17 protein-coding genes are annotated in these 18457 nt (G+C 67.4%); 4 read left to right on the top strand and 13 right to left on the bottom strand.

All coding sequences use genetic code 11. The features are described from left to right. Window positions 1-10: 10 nt before the first annotated feature. Window positions 11-745 (bottom strand): RlmE family RNA methyltransferase, encoded by a 735-nt coding sequence (locus AUL30_RS07405; protein WP_244490737.1) that lies wholly within the window; start codon window positions 743-745, stop codon window positions 11-13. Continuing rightward, window positions 742-2073, bottom strand: coding sequence for a Ppx/GppA phosphatase family protein (locus tag AUL30_RS07400; protein ID WP_083507749.1), 1332 nt, complete (start codon window positions 2071-2073; stop codon window positions 742-744). Before AUL30_RS07400 ends, AUL30_RS07405 begins: the two co-directional genes overlap by 4 nt. A 238-nt stretch (window positions 2074-2311) precedes the next feature. On the opposite strand from AUL30_RS07400, the gene AUL30_RS07395 reads away from it, so the two are divergent. Next, on the top strand, window positions 2312-3580 hold the full coding sequence (locus AUL30_RS07395) for an allantoate amidohydrolase (RefSeq protein WP_157069982.1): 1269 nt from the start codon (window positions 2312-2314) through the stop codon (window positions 3578-3580). Between the two features lie 101 nt (window positions 3581-3681). Beyond that, a complete protein-coding gene (gene rpe, locus AUL30_RS07390) occupies window positions 3682-4350 on the top strand; it encodes a ribulose-phosphate 3-epimerase (RefSeq protein ID WP_062227242.1) in 669 nt (222 codons plus the stop codon). A gap of 52 nt (window positions 4351-4402) precedes the next feature. Here the strand turns inward: rpe and AUL30_RS07385 are convergent, their stop codons facing one another. The 5 genes from AUL30_RS07385 to metH form a co-directional block, all read right to left on the bottom strand. After that, window positions 4403-5428: an Ldh family oxidoreductase gene (locus AUL30_RS07385; protein ID WP_062227369.1), complete on the bottom strand. Its 1026-nt coding sequence runs from the start codon at window positions 5426-5428 to the stop codon at window positions 4403-4405. Between the two features lie 23 nt (window positions 5429-5451). After that, window positions 5452-6903 (bottom strand): FAD-binding oxidoreductase, encoded by a 1452-nt coding sequence (locus tag AUL30_RS07380; protein ID WP_083507748.1) that lies wholly within the window; start codon window positions 6901-6903, stop codon window positions 5452-5454. A 65-nt stretch (window positions 6904-6968) separates the two neighbouring features. Beyond that, complete coding sequence (locus AUL30_RS07375) at window positions 6969-8249, bottom strand: L-fuconate dehydratase (protein WP_062227241.1); 1281 nt, start codon at window positions 8247-8249, stop codon at window positions 6969-6971. Window positions 8250-8337: 88 nt separating this feature from the next. After that, on the bottom strand, window positions 8338-9270 hold the full coding sequence (locus tag AUL30_RS07370; protein WP_062227240.1) for a sugar kinase: 933 nt from the start codon (window positions 9268-9270) through the stop codon (window positions 8338-8340). 61 nt (window positions 9271-9331) lie between these two features. Then, window positions 9332-13090: a methionine synthase gene (gene metH / locus AUL30_RS07365; protein ID WP_062227239.1), complete on the bottom strand. Its 3759-nt coding sequence runs from the start codon at window positions 13088-13090 to the stop codon at window positions 9332-9334. Between the two features lie 105 nt (window positions 13091-13195). Here metH and AUL30_RS19240 point away from each other — a divergent pair, with 105 nt between their 5' ends. Then, window positions 13196-13420 carry a DUF1289 domain-containing protein gene (locus tag AUL30_RS19240; protein ID WP_083507747.1) on the top strand — a complete coding sequence of 75 codons (225 nt, stop codon included), beginning with the start codon at window positions 13196-13198 and terminating at the stop codon, window positions 13418-13420. A gap of 56 nt (window positions 13421-13476) precedes the next feature. Then, on the top strand, window positions 13477-14025 hold the full coding sequence (locus AUL30_RS07360) for a fused DSP-PTPase phosphatase/NAD kinase-like protein (protein WP_062227238.1): 549 nt from the start codon (window positions 13477-13479) through the stop codon (window positions 14023-14025). A gap of 4 nt (window positions 14026-14029) precedes the next feature. Here AUL30_RS07360 and AUL30_RS07355 read toward each other — a convergent pair whose 3' ends face one another. From AUL30_RS07355 to AUL30_RS19685, 6 genes are all read right to left on the bottom strand, one after another. Beyond that, window positions 14030-14944 (bottom strand): metal ABC transporter permease, encoded by a 915-nt coding sequence (locus AUL30_RS07355; protein WP_062227237.1) that lies wholly within the window; start codon window positions 14942-14944, stop codon window positions 14030-14032. Next, window positions 14941-15864, bottom strand: a complete 924-nt coding sequence (locus AUL30_RS07350; RefSeq protein ID WP_062227236.1) for a metal ABC transporter permease — start codon at window positions 15862-15864, stop codon at window positions 14941-14943. Before AUL30_RS07350 ends, AUL30_RS07355 begins: the two co-directional genes overlap by 4 nt. Window positions 15865-15870: 6 nt before the next feature. Next, complete coding sequence (locus AUL30_RS07345) at window positions 15871-16620, bottom strand: metal ABC transporter ATP-binding protein (RefSeq protein ID WP_210173820.1); 750 nt, start codon at window positions 16618-16620, stop codon at window positions 15871-15873. A 29-nt stretch (window positions 16621-16649) separates the two neighbouring features. Then, window positions 16650-17657, bottom strand: a complete 1008-nt coding sequence (locus AUL30_RS07340; protein WP_244490736.1) for a metal ABC transporter solute-binding protein, Zn/Mn family — start codon at window positions 17655-17657, stop codon at window positions 16650-16652. A gap of 177 nt (window positions 17658-17834) precedes the next feature. Further along, window positions 17835-18134, bottom strand: a complete 300-nt coding sequence (locus AUL30_RS07335) for an alkylphosphonate utilization protein (protein WP_062227233.1) — start codon at window positions 18132-18134, stop codon at window positions 17835-17837. 124 nt (window positions 18135-18258) lie between these two features. Next, entirely contained in the window at window positions 18259-18420 is a 162-nt protein-coding gene (locus tag AUL30_RS19685) for a hypothetical protein (RefSeq protein ID WP_157069980.1), read from the bottom strand. Window positions 18421-18457 lie beyond the last annotated feature (37 nt).

The raw sequence follows: 18457 nt of genomic DNA, 5'->3' as shown, positions 1-18457 counted from the left end.
GGGGAGCGGGTCACGCCGCTTCGTCTGCCCCGTCGCCGCCGCCGTCACCGTCCTGCGGAGCGCGGCCGCCCCGAAAGCCCTTGGCCAGGAGGAAGAGTTCCACCGACCCATCGCGGGAGGCTGGCGGCTTGACGTGGTGAACGCTGGTGAAGTTCTTCTTCAGGAGGGTCAGGAGTTCACCCTCCGTCCCGCCCTGAAAGGTCTTCGTCAGGAAGTGGCCGCCGGGGCGCAGGGTGCGCAGCGCAAAATCGGCGGCAACCTCCACCAGATGCATGGTGCGCAGGTGATCGGTGCGCCGGTGGCCGGTCGTCGGAGCCGCCATGTCGGACAGGACGATATCGGGCGCAGCGCCCAGCGCCTCCAGGAGCAGGCCCGGTGCGGCATCGTCCAGGAAGTCCATCTCCAGGATCGTGGCGCCGGGAATGGGATCGACCGGCAGATAGTCGATGCCGACCACATGAGCCTCTTCCGGCGTATTGGCCGTGCGCTGGACTGCGACCTGGCACCATCCGCCTGGCGCACAGCCCAGATCCACCACCCGCAAGCCACGCTTCAGGAGCTTGTAGCGATCGTCGATCTCGATCAGCTTGTAGGCCGCGCGGGAGCGGTAGCCTTCGGCCTTGGAGCGGCGCACATAGGGGTCATTCAACTGGCGTTCGAGCCAGCGCCGCGACGAAGCCTTGATGCCCCGCTTCTTCTTGACGCGGACGGAAAGCCCGCGGTCTCCGCTTTTGCCGTCGTTCACGCGTTCTGCCTCGTTCGGTTTGCCTGGGGCTCCCTGCGCCATACGCCGTCGGCCACCATCATGTCGATCAACAGCCCTTCGCGCAGCCCACGATCGGCGACCCGCAGCGAGGGCGCCGGCCAGACGCGCCGGATCGCCTCCAGAATGGCGCAGCCCGCCAGGACAAGGTCCGCCCGCTCGCTGCCGATACAGGGATTGGCCATCCGCTCCTCGAAGCTCCATCCGGCGATCCGCCCGACGAGTTCGCTCACATCCTCATCCTTGAGCCACAGCCCGTCCACCTGCCGGCGGTCGTAACGCTCGAGGCCCAGATGAATGCCGGCCAGCGTGGTGACCGTACCCGAGGTGCCGAGCAGGTGGAAGCCGGGCTTGCCCACATAGGCGTCGAGCTTGTTGCGCCCCCGGAAGGCGGCGATGTGGCCCGCCACTTCGTCGACCATGCGCTGGAACAGGTCCGGCGTCACGTCGCGCCCGCCATAGCGCTCGGCCAGGGTGACGACACCCACCGGCAGCGACGTCCAGGCGACGATATGGCTGGACAGGCGGCGGCTCGGCCCCCGGGCCAGATCCAGAAGTGCGACTTCCGAACTGCCGCCGCCAATATCGAACAAGACCGCCCCGCGGGCCGAGCGATCGACCAGCGAGCCGCAGCCGGACACGGCCAGCCGCGCCTCCGTTTCGCGGCTGACGACTTCGAGGTCGAGCCGGGTTTCACGGCGGACGCGTTCCAAAAATTCCGGCCCGTTGGCAGCGGCGCGGCAGGCCTCCGTCGCGATCAGCCGCAGACCTTTGATATCGCGCGCGGCCAGCTTCTGGCTGCAGATTTCCAGCGCGGCCAGCGCGCGGTCCATGGCCGTGCCGGCCAGGCTGCCCGTCCGGCTGAGCCCTTCGCCCAGGCGCACGATCCGCGAGAAGGCATCGATCACGCGGAACTGGCCGGGGCGCGCCGGAATGGCGATCAGCAGGCGGCAATTGTTGGTGCCCAGATCCAGGGCCGCATAGACGGGCGGGCGCCCGCGCTCGCCCGATGGGGGGCGCGCCGGCTTGTCGGCGGGCCGCGGCGCGGGTGCGGGACGCGCGGAGCCGCCCTCCGCCTCGGCAGTGGCGGAACCACGGCGGCGGCGGCGCCGGTTCTTTTTCTTGCGCGGCTCCTGCGGCGGCAGGGCCTTGGCCAGGGCCGACTCGGCGCGCGCCAGCGTTTCGCCCAGATGCGGCGGCAAATCGCCGACGCCGCGCGCCTCGCCCGACGGGTCCGGCTTGCGCCGACGCCGCCGCTGGCGCTTGGACAGGCGGCCGGGCTTCGTGCCTTGCGAGCCCGGCTCGCTCATATGATGATGGGGCGCGGCACGCCGCTCCCGCTCGGAATCCTGAACCACAAAACCAACTCCGGAGCAGGCCCGCAGGGGGCGCTCCTGGACTAAACAGAATCTTTCGTTGGCTTAAGTGTAACAGCCCCCTGTGCTTTCACAAGCCGCGCAGGCTATGCCCATCGGATGATGCCGATAGCCGGCAAGCCCACGGCCGGCCGACCCGTAACCGGCATGGGGACAGTTTGAGGATATGTCGATGAGCATGGACCTTCGCGAACGGGAAATGACGCTTGGGGACCGCGTGATGGCGCGGCTCGATGCCCTGGCCCGTTACAGCGCCGAAGACGGCGCCCTCACCCGCCTGTATCTGACGCCGGCGCACCGGGACGCGGCGCAAGCCGTCATGGGCTGGATGCAGGAGGCCGGCCTCGACACCACACTGGATGCGGCCGGCAGTGTGGTCGGGCGCCTGCCGGGTGGCGAGGGCCCCCGGCTGATCCTCGGATCGCATATCGACACGGTGGTGAATGGCGGCCGCTATGACGGGCCGCTGGGCGTCATCGTCGCCATCGAGGCCCTTGCCGAGTTGCAAAGGCGCGGCGTGGCCCTGCCCTTTCCTGTCGATGTCCTGGCCTTCGGCGACGAAGAGGGTGTCCGCTTTCCCGTGACCCTGACCGGCTCGCGCGCCCTGGCCGGCACGCTCGGGCCGGACTGGCTGGCCGCCCGCGACGCGGAGGGCATCAGCCTTGGCGATGCGCTCACCGCCTTCGGATGCGATCCGGCCGGCCTGGCGGGGCTGGCGCGCGATCCGGCGGAGGTTGGCGCTTACGTCGAAGTGCATATCGAGCAGGGGCCGGTGCTGGAGGCGACGGACCGCCCCGTCGGCATCGTCAGCGGCATTGCCGGCGCCACCCGGGCGACGATCGTGGTCACGGGCATGGCGGGCCATGCCGGCACCGTGCCCATGGCCCTGCGGCGCGATGCTCTGGCCGGCGCCGCCGAGATGGTCCTGGCGGTGGAAGAGCTCGCGCAGGAGACCGACGACCTCGTGGCGACCGTCGGGCAGATCGAGGTGCGCCCGGGCGCCGTCAACGTGATTGCCGGCACCGCGCGCTTCACCATCGATGTCCGCAGCACTGACGATGCCGTGAGAAACGCGGCCATGGAGGCGCTGCAACACCGCTTCGAGGCCATCGCCACGCGCCGTGGCCTGTCGCTCGCCATCGATGTCGGCTACCGGCAGCCGGCGGCGACCTGCGCGCCGCAATTGCGCCAGGCGCTGGCGGCGGCTGTAGCCGCAGAGGGCGTCGAGCCCATCGAACTGCCCAGCGGCGCGGGGCATGACGGGCTCGCCATGATCGCGCTCTGCCCCATCGCCATGCTTTTCGTGCGCTGCCGTGGCGGCATCAGCCACCACCCCGCCGAAGCGATCACCCCGGCCGATGCCGATATGGCGACGCGCGTCCTGATCCAGTTTCTGGAAGCTTATGCGGGGTCTTCGCCGGCGGGACCGGCAAAAGCTTGAGGCCGCCCGTTGACACGGGCTGCCCTATCGCGGATCGAAGCCGGCGAGATCGCCGCGGCCAGCATGCCGGCGGCAAAGCCGGACCATGAAGGGAACACGCCATGACGCTCATCATCGCACCGTCGATCCTGTCCGCCGATTTTTCGCGGCTGGGCGATGAGATCGTGGCCGTCGATACTGCGGGGGCCGACTGGATCCATCTCGACGTGATGGACGGGCATTTCGTGCCCAACATCACCTTCGGCCCGCCCATCGTGAAGGCCGTGCGCCACACCACGGGCAAGATCTTCGACTGCCATCTGATGATCGAGCCGTGCGACCCCTATCTCGAAGCCTTCGCAGAGGCCGGGGCCGATTACATCACCGTCCATGCCGAGGCCACCCGGCATCTCGACCGCTCGCTCCAGGCCATCCGGGCGCTCGGCAAGAAGGCCGGCGTCGCCCTCAACCCCTCCACGTCGGAAGAGACGATCCGCTACGTGATGGACCGGCTGGATCTGGTGCTCCTGATGACGGTCAATCCCGGTTTCGGCGGGCAGGCCTTCATCCCCTCGGTCCTGGACAAGATCCGGCGCGTGAAGGCGATGATCGGGGACCGCCCCATCCAGATCGAGGTCGATGGCGGCATCACCCCGCAGACGGCCCCGCTTGTCACTGCGGCTGGCGCCAATGTCCTGGTGGCCGGCTCGTCCATCTTCAAGGGCGGCACCGAGGCGAACTACCGCGCCAATATGGACGCGATCCGCGCCTCGGTGACGCAACCCGCCTGAGCGGCCCGAGCCCGCGCCGGTGGCGCGGGCAAGGCTTGCGTTGCCGCCGCGCTCAGGCGAGGCCGAGGAAGGCCGCCGTTTCCGGATCGACCGGGATGCCGTCGCGCGCGCGCTCGATTTCCACCAGCCATTCGCGGTCGCCCGGCGCCATGACGCCGCCGTCACGCGCGCGGGCCCCGCGCAGGGCGGCGAGGTAGGCTTTGATCGACGCTTCGTAGCTGGCCGCCCCGCCGAAGAAGGACGGATGGATGGCGATCAGGAAGTGGCCGATATTGCGCGGCGTCGAGACTTCGTCCCCAGCCATTTCCGGCAGGAAGGGGTCGGCGACAGCGCCGCTGACGACGCTCGACATGATGGCGATGAAACCGGCCAGCGCCGCGCCCTTGAAGCCGAAATCCGCGCCGCCCAGCGGCATGAGCATCTCCGCCTCCGGCGCATGGAGGGTCGGCGTTCCGGACAGATCGGCCGCCACGCCTTCGGGCAGTTGGATGCCGAGCACCCGGTACAGGAGCACCCGGTTCATCGGCACCGAGGATGTCGCCATGTCGAGGAGCCAGGGCTTTTCGCCCGGCACGGGAATGCCGATGGCCAGGGGATTGGTGCCGTGAAAGCGTTCCGCACCGTTGAAGAGCGCCACGATGCTATCGCTGTTGGCGACGCAAATGGTGATGCAACCCTTTTCCTGGCCGGCCATGGCATAGGCGCCTGCCGGTCCGAAATGCGAGGAACGGTGCACGCCCACCGCCGCGATTCCCATGCGACAGGCCGCATCGGTGGCGACATCCACCGCCTTGTAGGCGGCCAGATGGCCGAGCCCGTTATCGGCATCCAGCGCAAAGGAGACGGGTGATGTCTCCCGCACGGTCATGTCCGGCCGCCCGTTGACGCGCCCGCCCCGCAGGACGCGCGCGTAATGCGGCGTCAGCCGGACGCCGTGGCTGTCCACGCCCAGGCGCGAGGCATGCATCATCGCCCGCGTGGCGGCATCCGCCGACGGTGCATCGGCGCCTGCGTCCAGAAGCGCGGCGTGGACGCGTTGCTCGAGCACATCCGCCGGCGTCAACACTACCTCTGCCATCATTCCCACCTTTTCCTTGCTGTTCATTGGGGCCGGTCGAGCTGACTGCCGGGATTCATCCGCCATTGCGGGTCGAGCGCCTGTTTGATGGCGATCAGCATTCCCGCCTGTGCCGGTTCGAGACGCTTGGTGAAATCGGCCTTCTTGGCGCGTCCGATGCCGTGTTCGGCGCTGATGCTGCCGTCGAAGCGGTCGAGGATGGCGTAGAGGATGGACTTGGCCTCAGCCATTATCGCCAGCGCCGCGGCGCGCTCCGTGCCGCGCGGCGGCAGGACGTTGAAGTGGATATTGCCATCGCCCACATGGCCATAGGCCGCGCAGTCGCACTGCGGCAATGCCGCGGCGATGGCCTCTGACGCCTCGGCGATGTAGTCGGCCACGCGCGACAGCGGAACCGATATGTCGGTGCGCAGATGCATGCCGCGCAGGGCCTGGCCCTCGTTCATGCCCTCGCGGATCTTCCAGAGGTTCAGCGCCTGCTGGCGCGATGCGGCGACCACGCCGTCCAGCACCGTGCCGGCCTCCATTTCTGCCTCCAGGAAGGCGTCCAGGATAGCGCGCAGATCGATCGGCCCGCTGGCCGTCAGTTCCATCAAGGCATAGGCCGGGTAATCGGGCGGAATCGGATAGGCAAGGTCGGGATAGGCATCCCGCGCGAAGGCCAGGGCCTCCGGGCGCATCAACTCGAAGGCGCTGATCAGGTCGCAACAGGCGGGCCTGGCGCGGCGGTAGAGGGCCATCACATCGCCCACGCTCGGCAGGGCCACCAGCGCCGTCTCGACATGTTCGGGCCGCGGCAGGAGCTTGATGGCGACGGCCGTCACGATGCCGAGCGTGCCTTCGGCGCCGATGAAGAGCTGCTTCAGGTCGATGCCGCGATTGTCCTTGCGCAGGACGGACAGCCCGTCCCAGATGGTGCCGTCGGCCAGGACGACCTCGAGCCCCAGGATCAGATCGCGCGTCATGCCGTAGCGCAGCACGTTGATGCCACCGGCATTGGTGCTGACATTGCCGCCGATCTGGCAGGAGCCTTGAGCGCCGAGCGCCAGCGGAAAATAGCGGTCTGCGGCATCGACGGCCGCCTTCAGCGTCTCGAGCACGCAGCCTGCCTCCACGACGGCGGCAAAATCGTCGGGCGACATGCTGCGGATCCGGTTCAGGCGCTCCAGGCTGATCACGACCTGATCCCGCCCTTGCGGCGTACCGGCCTCTGTCAGGCCCGTATTGCCACCCTGCGGGACGATGCCGAGCCCCAGTTCCGCACAGAGACGCACCGCCTGCGCGACAGCCTGCGTCGTATCCGGGCGCAGGACTGCCAAAGCGCGGCCTTCCACGTCGCCCGGCCAGTCGCGAAGGTAGCGGATCATGTCGCCATGTTCCGTCAGCACCGCACCGGCGCCCAGGCGGTCCACCAGTCTTTCAAGCTTCTGCGCCGTCGCGTCCATCCGCCCTGCCCCCGCCGGGCCGGCCGTCATCGGCCAGGCCCGGGACAGTGGTCTATGCCAGCAAACCGGCAAACGGAAGATCGAAAACCCTTGCGTCAGCCGCGATGAAGATGCGCGTCGATGGAAGCCGGCTTCATCTCGATGGAGAAGCCCGCCGCCCGGGGTGGCATGTAGCGCCCGTCGCGCACGTCGCAGGGGTAGACGAAATGCTCATGCAGATGGTCGACATACTCGGCCACGCGGCCGTCCATCGTTCCGGAAATGACCAGATAGTCGATCATCGAAAGATGCTGGACATATTCGCACAGGCCGACGCCCCCGGCATGCGGGCAGACCGGCTTGCCGTATTTGGCCGCCATCAGCATGATCGCGATATTCTCGTTCAGGCCGCCAACACGTGCCGCGTCGATCTGCACCACGTCGATCGCGTCCGCCTGCAGGAACTGCTTGAAGAGGATGCGGTTCTGGCACATCTCCCCGGTGGCGACCTTGACGGGGTGCACACCCGCCTTGATCTGCCCATGGCCGAGAATATCGTCCGGGGATGTCGGCTCCTCGATGAACCAGGGCCGGAACTCGGCCAGCGCATTCACCCATTCGATCGCTTCGCCCACCTCCCAGACCTGGTTGGCATCGATCATCAGGACGCGGTCGGGGCCGATCTCCTCGCGCACGATGCGGCAGCGGCGGATATCGTCCTGAAGGTCGCGCCCCACCTTCAGCTTAAAGTGCGTCCAGCCGACCGCCATCCCTTCCCGGCACAGGCGGCGCATCTTGTCGTCGCTATAGCCGAGCCAGCCGGCGGAGGTCGTGTAGGTGGGGTAGCCCCTGGCTGCCAGAACGTCCCGCCGCTCGGCCGCACCCGCAAGCGCGGCTTCCAGTATGGCGCGGGCCTCGTCGCGCGTCAGGGCGTTGGTCAGGTAACGGAAGTCGATGAGGGAGAGCACCTCGTCCACGCTCATATCCGCCACGAGCTGCCAGACGGGCTTGCCCTCGACCTTTGCCCACAGGTCCCAGACGGCGTTGACGACGGCCCCGGTGGCCAGGTGCATCACGCCCTTGTCGGGCCCCAGCCAGCGCAGCTGGCTGTCACCGGTGACGAAGCGCCAGAAGGCGCCCATATCCGCCGTCATCTCCGACAGGCTGCGGCCGACAAGCCGCGCGGCAACGGCCTCGATGGCCCGTGCCACGATATCGTTGCCGCGGCCGATCGTGAAGGTCAGCCCGTGGCCGGCAAGGTCCGGCCGGTCCGTCTCCAGGACGACATAGGCGGCGGAGTAATCCGGATCCGGATTCATCGCATCCGAGCCGTCGAGCCCCTGCGAGGTCGGGAACCGGATATCATGGGTACGGAAACCTGTGATGATGGGCGACATTGGCCTGACCTCCCTGGAACGCGCCGGGCCGGAGGCGGCGCATCCCGCACCGGCCTCGCACACCCTTTGTCGAACGCTCGTATATTGGTCAGGCCAATTTCGCAAGAGTGTCGATCTCGACGAGCCCGCCATAACCCTGGATAACCCGGGAAGCCGTCCGATGTGCAACCGCGACGGCGGCCTGCGGGTCCCGCCCGGCCAGGCGCGCGGCAAGGTACCCGGCGCCAAAGGAATCGCCGGCGCCCGTCGTATCCACCGGCCGCTCGACCTTCAGCGCAGGCAGGATGACAGGCTCCGCCATGCCCTCGGTCAGAAGCAGGGCGTCGCCGCCGCCATCCTTGACGACGATTTCCGCGCAGCCGAGCGCGGCGTAGCGCGCGGCCGTGGCCGCAGCGTCGGCATCTGCGAAGATGCGCTTTTCGTCGTCGAAGCTCGGCAGGCAGATGGTGGCGGTTTCCGCGCCGGTCTCGATGGCCTGCGCGCAGGCGGCGCGGCCGGGCCAGAGCCGGTCGCGGATATTGGGGTCGAAGGCCACGGTCTTGCCGGCCGCGCGGGCCGCCGCAACCTGCTTCAGAAAGGCGGCGCGACGCTCCTCCGGCAGGATCGCCAAGGTGATGCCGGAAAAATAGATAAGGTCGGCCGCGTCCAACGCGGCGGAAAGCCGTGCTTCATCGTCGGCCAGGGCGCGTGCTGCCGCGGTTTCCCGCCAGTAGGAGAAGCTGCGCTCATGCCCGTCCAGCGTGATGAGGTACAGGCCGGCATTGCGGCCGGGCAGCGCTCGAACATGCTCCGTCGACACGCCGGCAGCCGCGATGAACTCGACCATGCGCTGGGACAGCGGGTCATCGCCCACATTGGTGAAATAGGCCACGTCCCGGTCGGCCGGAAGCAGCCTCCGCAGGTACCAGGCCGTGTTGAACGTATCGCCGGCAAAACCCTGGCGGAACGTTCCCTCCCCCGTCGGCGACAGCTCGATCATGCATTCGCCGATCGACAGGACCGTCTTCGTGCCGCTTGCCATATGACCTCCCGAAACCTGACCCGTGGCTTCTAGCTGAAGGCGTTTGGCCTGACCAGACGTGTCAGGCCGCGGCCTCCTGCGGCACATAGTTGAGGATCGGCGCCAGCCAGCGCTCCACGTCCTTAAGCGGCATGTTCTTGCGGGCGGCGTAATCCTCGACCTGGTCGCGTTCCACCTTCGCCACGCCGAAATAATAGCTTTCCGGATGGGCGATATAGAGGCCCGACACGGAGGAGCCGGGCCACATGGCATAGCTTTCCGTCAGGCGCACGCCGATCTCTGCCTCCGCATCCAGGAGCTTGAAGAGCGTCGCCTTTTCGGTGTGGTCCGGCTGTGCCGGATAGCCCGGCGCCGGCCGGATGCCGGCATAGGCCTCGTCGATCAGCTGGTCGTTGCCCAGCGCCTCGTCGGGCGCATAGGCCCAAAGGTTACGGCGCACCTCCAGGTGCATGCGCTCGGCAAAGGCCTCCGCGAAGCGATCCGCCAGCGCCTTGACCATGATCGACTGGTAGTCGTCGTGGGACGCGGCGAAGCGCTTTGCGATCTCTTCTTCCTCGGCACCGGCCGTCACGACGAAACCGCCCACATAATCCGCAAGGCCGGTCGATGCCGGGGCGACGAAATCCGACAGCGCGACGTTCGGCCGCCCATCACGCTTGGAGAGCTGCTGGCGCAGCGTATAGAAGGTGGCAAGGTCCTGCTGGCGGTCCGACGACGCATAGAGGCGGATGTCGTCGCCCTCGGCATTGGCCGGCCAGAAGCCGACCACGGCCTGCGGCCGGAACCAGCCCTCCGCCACGATCCGCTCCAGCATGGCCTGCGCATCGGCATAGAGGTTGCGGGCCACCTCCCCCTGCGCCGGATCGTCCAGGATCTTCGGGAAGCGCCCCTTCAGCTCCCAGGTCTGGAAGAAGGGCGTCCAGTCGATATAGGGCACCAGATCGGCAAGGTCCCAATCGCGGAAGGTGCGCGTGCCGGTGAAGCTCGGCCGCACGGGCTGCCAGCTCGACCAATCCACCTTATGGGCGTTGGCGCGGGCCGCGGCGAGCGGCAGCCGCCGCTTGTCGGCCTCGGCCCGGGCATGCGCTTCCGCGACCTTGCGATACTCGGCGCGCACCGTGTCCATGTAGCTCGTGCGCGATTGCGGCGACAGGAGATTGGAGACGACACCGACGGCCCGGCTCGCATCCGTCACATAGACTGTTTGGCCGCGCCGGTAACGCGGGTCTATCTTGACGGCGGTGTGCACGCGGCTCGTCGTCGCCCCACCGATCAGGAGCGGGATGTCGAAGCCCTCGCGCTCCATCTCCGCCGCAACGCTGACCATCTCGTCGAGCGAAGGGGTGATCAGGCCGGACAGGCCGATAATGTCCACCTTCTCCTTGCGCGCCGTCTCCAGGATCTTCGTGCTCGGCACCATGACGCCCAGGTCGATCACCTCGTAATTGTTGCAGGCCAGGACGACGCCGACGATGTTCTTGCCGATATCGTGCACATCGCCCTTCACCGTCGCCATCAGGATGCGGCCCGCCGAGCGGCGTCCGCCGCCGGCGGCCTTCTCCTCCTCCATATAAGGCAGGAGATAGGCGACGGCCTGCTTCATGACGCGGGCCGACTTGACGACCTGCGGCAGGAACATCTTGCCGGCGCCGAACAGGTCGCCCACGATGTTCATGCCCGCCATCAAAGGGCCCTCGATCACGTCCAGCGGGCGCCTGGCCTCCAGCCGCGCCTCTTCCGTATCGGCATCGATGAATTCGGTGATGCCGTTCACCAGCGCGTGCGACAGGCGCTCCTGCACCGGCTTTTCGCGCCAGGACAGGTCCCGCGCCCTCGCCTCGCGCCCCGGCCCGCCCTTGAAGCGGGCGGCGATGTCCAGGAGCCGTTCCGTGGCGTCCGCCCGCCTGGCCAGAACGACGTCCTCGCAGGCGTCGCGCAGCTCCGGGTCGATGCTTTCATAGACGGCGAGCTGGCCGGCATTGACGATGCCCATGTCCATGCCGGCAGCGATGGCATGGTACAGGAACACGGCGTGCATCGCCTCACGCACCGGCTCGTTGCCGCGGAAGGAGAAAGAGAGGTTGGAGACACCGCCCGAAATATGGGTGTGGGGCAGCGTCTGACGGATCTGCCGGGCCGCCTCGATGAAGGCGACGCCGTAGCCGTCATGTTCCTCGATGCCGGTGGCCACGGCAAAGACGTTCGGATCGAAGACGATATCCTCGGGCGGGAAGTCCGCCTTCTCCGTCAGCAGCCGGTAGGCGCGGGTGCAGATCGCCACCTTGCGCTCCAGCGTATCGGCCTGGCCATCCTCGTCGAAGGCCATGACGACCACGGCCGCGCCATAGGCGCGCACCTTGCGGGCCTGTTCCAGAAAGGCGTCCTCCCCCTCCTTCATGGAGATGGAGTTCACCAGGGGCTTGCCCTGGACGCATTTCAGGCCGGCTTCGATGATGGAAAACTTGGAGCTGTCGATCATCACCGGGACGCGGGCGATGTCCGGCTCGGAGGCGATGAGGTTCAGATACTCCACCATGGCGCGCTCGGAATCGATGAGCCCTTCGTCCATGTTGATATCGATCACCTGGGCGCCGTTGGCGACCTGGTCCCGCGCGACATCGAGCGCGGCGGAAAAATCCCCTGCGGTGATCAGCTTGCGGAAGCGTGCCGACCCCGTGACATTCGTGCGCTCGCCCACGTTGACGAAGGGAATGTCGGGCGTGAGCGTGAAGGGCTCCAGGCCGGACAGGCACAGGCGCGGCTCGGCCGGCCCGAAGCTGCGCGGCGCCATGCCCGCCACCGCATCGGCGATGGCGCGGATGTGCTCGGGCGTGGAGCCGCAGCAGCCGCCCACGATGTTGACGAGCCCGTCCTGCGCAAAACCGCGCACCTGGGCGGCCATCATGTCCGGCGTTTCGTCATACTGGCCGAACTCGTTCGGAAGGCCGGCATTGGGATAGGCGCAGACGAAGGTGTCGGCCACCTTGGCCAGTTCCGCCAGGTGCGGACGCATGGCATCGGCGCCCAGCGCGCAGTTGAGCCCGATCGTGAAGGGGCGGGCATGGCGGACGGAATACCAGAAGGCCGTCGGCGTCTGGCCCGACAAGGTCCGCCCCGACAGGTCGGTGATCGTGCCGGAGATCATCAGCGGCAGGCGCTCGCCCCGGCGGGCGAAAATCTCCTCCGCCGCGAAGATGGCCGCCTTGGCGTTCAGCGTGTCGAAGATGGTCTCGACCAGGAGAAGGTCCGCGCCGCCATCCATCAGACCTTCGATCTGCTCGGCATAGGCGATGCGCAGCGTGTCGAAGCTCACCGCCCTGAAGCCCGGATTGTTCACATCGGGAGAGATGGAGGCTGTCCGGTTGGTCGGCCCGATGGCGCCCGCCACGAAGCGCATGCGCCCATCCGCCGCCTCTGCTCGCGCGCAGGCCCGCCGCGCGATGGCGGCGCCTTCGCGGTTCAGCTCATAAGCGACCTTCTCCATGCCGTAATCGGCCTGGGCGATGGTCGTCGCCGAAAATGTGTTGGTTTCCACGATGTCGGCGCCGGCCATCGCATAGGCGAAATGGATATCCTCGATCGCCTTGGGCTGGGTCAGGATCAGGAGGTCGTTGTTGCCGGCCAGGTGGCATTCGCACCCTTCGAAACGATGGCCGCGGAAATGCTCCTCCGACAGGCCGAGGCCCTGGATCTGCGTGCCCATGGCCCCGTCGAGGATCAGGATACGCTCACGCGCCGCCGCCATCAGCGCATCGCGCCGGCCGGCCGCTCCCTGCGGGCGGATCGCCTCTGCGAACAGACTGTCGGTGGATGCGGCCATGCGGAGTCTCCCTGCTGTCCGGCTTATATAAACCAATCCTTATATAATGAGAAGGCGGACTGCGCCGATGTGTGGCGGGCCGGCGCGCCATGCTATCCAGGTCATATGGAATCACCCTGCCGCAACATCTGTCACATCGATTCTCGCACGGGCCTGTGCGTCGGATGCCACCGAACGCTGGCAGAGATCGCCTCCTGGGCCTCGATGGCGGCGCAAGACCGACAGGCCGTCATGGCAGCCCTGCCCGCCCGGCAGCAGGAGGCCGACAAACCGCTCGATACGATCCACCAACAAAACAGTCGCAAAATTTTCACAATGGATATCATTTAACATTTGTATGTTTTCTGTATGGTGTTGCCGATGGCTGATTATCGCCGGCGGGGCCCATGCGCACATTCCTGTACGTAGTTCTGACCCTCGTGGGCGTCGCGTCCGGCTGGGCCGGTTACGTCACGCTCAACAACAATTTCGCCGAGGTGCTGCCGGGTGAACTTTACCGATCCGGCCAGCCGACGGGCGAGGATATCCACACCTATGCAGAACGGTACGGTATCCGCACCGTGATCAACCTGCGCGGCGCCCGCTCCAGCCTTGCCTATGAGGGAGAGGCTGCGGCGGCGGCGCAGGAGGGTATCGCCCTGATCGACTACCCCATCTCCGCCCGGACCGAGATCACCGAGGATCAGATGCGCGATCTTTTGGCGCTGATGCGGATGGCGGAGCGGCCGATCCTCATCCATTGCCGTTCGGGTGCGGATCGCACGGGCTTTGCGGTGGCGATGTACCTGCACGCCATAGCAGGGCAACCCAAGGAAGAAGCGGCGCAAGCCCTCTCTTTGCGTCACGGTCACATCGCGGTCCCGCTTCTGTCGAAGGCCTACGCGATGGACATCAGTTTCGCCCGGCTGGCGCCCGTGCTCAGCGCACGCAACTGAAGGCTCAGCCACGCACTCCGAGCCGCCGAGGGCCGAACAGCGCCGACACCATCAGGATGACGCCCGACAGGGTCGCAATCATACCCGCCGCCGAAACGCTGGCGCCCCAGCCGAGCGCCAGCGGCGCCTCGGCTGCCAGCACGAAACCGCCCAGCGCGGACAGGGCAGCGAAGGCGACGCTCCACAGGATCTGGCCGGACATCCGGTCCGTCATCAGCCGTGCCGCCGCCGGCGGACAGATGAACATGGCGATGACGATGATGGAGCCAACGGCCTCGAAGGCGGTGACGGCGACGGCGGCGGTGATCATCACCAGAAGAAACCCGGTCAAACGGGGCCACGCGCCGATGGTGACGGAATAGGCAGGGTCGAAGGTGGAGATGACGAGGCTGCGCCAGAAGACGATCAGAAAGGCGATCACGACGGCCAGCATGATGAAGAGGCGTGAAAGCTGGGGCGGCAGGTCGACCAGCGCCGCCGGGTCCAGAAGTGCGCCCCAGCCATAGCCGGAGAACCAGATCATGCTCTCCAGGCTGCCATAAAGCGCGTGCTCGACGTCCAGATGAACACCGCTCGTATCGCTCCGCTCGATCAGAAGAACACCGGCCGCGAACATGGCGGTGAAGACCGTGCCCATGGCGGCCGCGCCGTCCACGGTGCCGGTGCGGCGGATGAACTCGATCAGGAGCACCGACAGGACGGCCGCGACGGCCGCGCCGAGCAGCATGGGCCAGGCGTGCGTCGCGCCCGAGACGAGGAAGCCCATCACGATCCCCGGCAGGACGACATGGCTGATCGCATCGCCCACCAGGGCCTGGCGGCGCAGGACCAGGAAGTTGCCGACCAGCGCGCAGCTGACGGCGGCCAGAAGCCCGATGGTGAGCGGCGCCAGCGACAGAAAGACGAAATCCTCCATCATCGGGCGACGCTCCTGCGGGCCGACCGGCGCGACAAGGCGGCCGCCACCAGGCCGCGCCGCGGCGATGCGACGAGCGACAGGGCAAAGACGCCGAAGCTGATCAGCACGATCACCGCCCCTGTCGGCAGCGAAGGGCCGGATGCCGACAGGGCCGCGCCGGCATGGGCGGCAGCTGCGCCGATGGCGGCGGAGAGCACGGCCATCCGGCCGGCGTCGTCGGTCCAGAACCGGGCCGTCGCGGGCGGAATGATGGTCAGCGCGACAATGAGCACGAGCCCCGCCACGCGCAGGCCGATCACGGTGACGAGCAGAAGAATGAGCAGCATGGCAAGATCGGTCCGTCGGACGGGAATGCCGATGCTGGCGGCGTAGTTGGGATCGAAGGACACGATGGTGAAGGCCCGCCGCAGGAGGATCACGCCGAGCCCCGTCGCGGCAGCCGCCACTGCGATGGTGATGGCCTCGCTGCGCAGCATGGATGCGGTGGAGCCGAGAAGGAAGCCTTCGAGCCCCGCCTGCCCGCCCGTTTCCAGGGACTGGACCACCGTCAGAAGCACGACGCCGAGGCCGAAGAAGGAGGACAGGACGGCGCCGATGGCCGAATCCTCCGGCAACCGCGTGCGGCGCGTGAGCCAGTCCACCGCATAGAGGCCGAGAAACGCCGTCAGCGCCGCGCCGACCATCAGGCCCGGCAGAAAGCGGCCATCGCCGGTGGTCAGCGCCATGCCGATGAAGGCGAGCACCAGGCCCGGCAGGGTCGCATGGCTGACCGCATCGCTCATCAAGGCGCGCTTGCGCAGCATGACGAAGGAACCGATGCCCCCCGCCGCCGCGCCGAGCAGCGCGGCGCCAAGGCACACAAGAGCCGTATTGTAGCCGGCGGTGAAGGTCAGCGCGGCCAGAAAGGCGGACATGTCCATGACTGGCTACCCGGTCCGCGCCGTTGCCAGGCGTCCGCCATAGGCGACATCGAGCGTCTCGGGCGTGAAGGCCGTACCCACCGGGCCGGCGGCGATACGGCGGCGATTGAGGATCAGGACGTCGGTGAAGTAATCGGGCACGGTCGCAAGGTCGTGGTGGACGGCGATCACCGTCCGCCCTTCCGCCTTGAGCGATTGCAGGACCGATACGATCGCGCGCTCGGTTGCCGCATCGACCCCGGCGAAGGGCTCGTCCAGGATGATGAGCTCGGCATCCTGCGCCAGCGCGCGCGCCAGAAAGACGCGCTGCTGCTGGCCGCCGGACAGTTGGCCGATCTGACGCCCGGCAAAATCTTCCAGCCCGACGCGCCGCAGGCATTCCAGGGCACGGAGCCGGTCATGCCGCCGCACCAGGCCCAACAGGCCGAGCCGGCCGTAGAAGCCCATCATCACCACGCCGAGCGCGGAGGTCGGGAAATCCCAGTCGACGCTGGCGCGCTGCGGCACATAGGCGATCCGCCGTCGGGCGGACCGGAACGGACCGCCGAAAAACCGCGCTTGCCCGGATACGGGCACGACAAGGCCGAGCGCCGCCTTCAGGAAGGTGGACTTGCCGGCTCCGTTCGGCCCGATAATGCCGACCATGCCGCCGGCCGGCGCCGTGTAATCGACATCCTCCAGGACGACATTGCCATTATAGGCGACGGTCAGGCCCCGCACATCGAGCGGAGATTCGACCGTTTGCGGCATCGTCATGTGACCACCATCCATCCCGGTCCCCTCCCTCACAGGCCGGCCGCGCTGAGGCGGTCCTGCATGCCCCGGGCCGGGGCATCGCCGCCGAGCGCACGGGCAATCACCGTCACATTGTGGTCGATCATGCCGATATAGGTTCCCTCATAGGTGCCGGGCGCACCCATGGCATCGGAATAGAGCTCGCCCCCGACCCGCAGCGTATGGCCCCGCGCCGCGGCCCCTTCCACCAGGGCGCGGACATTGCGGTCCGACACGGAGCTTTCGACGAAGATCGCGCCGATGCGGCGGCTGACGAGTGTGTCGACGAGTTCCTCGATCTTGCGCAAGCCCGCCTCGCTGTTGGTGGAGATGCCCTGGATGCCGAGCACCTCGTAGCCATGTGCGCGCCCGAAATAGCCAAAGGCGTCATGCGCGGTGACGAGCACCCGGGCGCCCTCCGGCACGGTGCCGAGGACCGTGTCGCCATAATCGGCCAGCCGATCGAACTCGGCCAGTTGCCGCTGTGCGTTGGCGGCAAACTGCGCCCCGCCCGCTGGATCGAGTTCCATGAGCGCGTCACGCGCTGCCGTCACCACGCCGCGCCACAGGCGCGGATCCATCCAGACATGCGGGTCGTACTGGCCGGGATAAGACGGCGGCGACAGGAGCGCCTCCTTCGGCAGGGTTTCCGCCAGGGCGTAGACCGGCGTGCGCGCCTTCAGCCGCCCCATGAAATCGTGAAGCTGCGCTTCGAGGTTCAGCCCGTGCCAGAACACGGCGTCGGCACGCGCCATCTTGGCAATGTCGGAAGCCGTGGCGCGGTAGAGATGCGGGTCGACGCCGGGCCCCATCAGGGCGACCACCTCGACCCTGTCGCCCCCCACCTCGCGCACCGCATCGGCCACCATCCCCGTCGTCGCCACAACATGCAAAGGCTCGGCCGCCTGGCCGCGGCCCGGCGCGGCGAGAAGCACCAGGGCGACGAGACAGACCGCCAGCCGCGCGAGCATTCCCGCGCGGAACGGTTTCGAGCGGCCTGCACCCGCAAAAATCGGCATGGAAACACCTGTCTGAGATCTGTGTCAGACCTCAAACTAGTGTATTGCAAATGATTTGCAAGTGCAGATCAGGCAGAATCTTGCCATGCGGAAACGGCCCGTGTGACACTGTAGGTGTCAGCACGAGCCGTCGGCACATCGCAATGGAAATGGTGTGAAGACTGCCGGAGGCGGGCGTCAGCGCTTGCGCACGAACTCCGTGCGCAGCACAAGGCCCTTGATGCTCTCGAACTTGCAGTCGATCTCGTCCGGATTGTCGGTCAGGCGAATGGATCGGATCAGCGTCCCGCGCTTGATCGTCTGACCCGCACCCTTGACGTCGAGGTCCTTGATCAACACGACCTGATCGCCATCGGCCAGGATGTTGCCGGCGCTGTCACGGCTCACCGTGGTCGCGGCAGCGGCTTGCAGCTGCGCCATCTCGGAGGCCGGACGCCAATCGCCGGTCACTTCGTCATAGACGTATTCGTCGCTCATCCGCCCGCCACCTGCCGTTCCGTCTCGCACCGGGACATACGGAAAGTCAGCGGGCTTTACAATCCTCTGCAGTTTAACGGCCTGCACACCGTCGGCCATGCCCCAGACGCGGGGCAGGACCCTGTCAGCGCTTGATGGCGTAGTAGACGTCGGCATCGATGCCGGCGGCCCGCAGAGCGGCGCGGCTGGGACGGCGGCCGGCCTCGGCAGCAGCGCTGCACTCACGCACGCCGCCCAGGAAATCGGCGACATTGCGAAGGCGGGTGACGAAATTGCGTCCGGTCATGATCTGGTCTCTCCTCTTGTCTTGCATGCCCAATATG

This window comes from Aureimonas frigidaquae, from assembly GCF_001463905.1.
Lineage (GTDB): Bacteria > Pseudomonadota > Alphaproteobacteria > Rhizobiales > Rhizobiaceae > Aureimonas > Aureimonas frigidaquae.
Note: the sequence above shows the minus strand (reverse complement) of the source record. Positions and strands in the feature narration are given on the sequence as shown.